Genomic DNA, 662 nt, shown 5'->3' with positions numbered 1-662 from the left:
AGATCCGGTCCCTGATGGGATCGTGGGGCGGCGAAATTCGCGCCCGGATCGAACGCGCCAAGCAAACGCCCTCCGGCGCAGGTGCGGGCCGCGTGGTCGTCGCGTTGAACATCGCGCGCGACGGGCGGCTCATCGGCGCGTCGGTTGCGCAAAGCTCGGGCAATGCGGCGCTCGACCGGGCGGCGCTCGACGCCGTGCGTCGGGCGGGCCGTTTCCCCGCAGCGCCGCAAGGCTTGGGCAAACCCAGCTACAGCTTCTCCTTGCCGATGGCCTTCCGCTGAGCGCGGCTTGCACCCGCCGGCAAGGCGAGGCAGGGTGCGCGCAACCAAGGAGCGAGCATGCCGATCAAGAACCGTTTTGCCGAGATGCACGCGGAAGCCACCGCATGGCGGCACGATTTTCACCGCAATCCCGAACTGCTTTACGATCTGCCGCGCACCTCCGGCCGCGTGGCCGAGCTGCTGCGCGAATTCGGCTGCGATGAGCTGGTCGAGGGGATCGGGCGGACGGGTGTCGTCGGCGTGATCGAAGGGCAAGGCGCGCGCCAGGGCGGGCTACGCTGCGTCGGGCTGCGCGCCGACATGGATGCGTTGCCGATCCGGGAGAAAACCGGTGCCGAACATGCCTCCGAGGTCGAGGGCAAGATGCATGCCTGCGGCCAT

2 protein-coding genes are annotated in these 662 nt (G+C 69.0%); both read left to right on the top strand.

Annotated elements, in window-relative coordinates:
• A partial coding sequence (locus tag B3D39_RS20500) for an energy transducer TonB family protein (RefSeq protein WP_286790042.1) occupies positions 1–281 on the top strand: 281 nt, incomplete at its 5' end.
• A gap of 57 nt (positions 282–338) precedes the next feature.
• Positions 339–662 (top strand): M20/M25/M40 family metallo-hydrolase (locus tag B3D39_RS20495; RefSeq protein WP_349678108.1); only part of this gene is annotated, 324 nt, incomplete at its 3' end.

It is taken from the genome of Thioclava sp. UBA3469, from assembly GCF_002378135.1.
GTDB lineage: Bacteria > Pseudomonadota > Alphaproteobacteria > Rhodobacterales > Rhodobacteraceae > Thioclava > Thioclava sediminum.
Note: the sequence above shows the minus strand (reverse complement) of the source record. Positions and strands in the feature narration are given on the sequence as shown.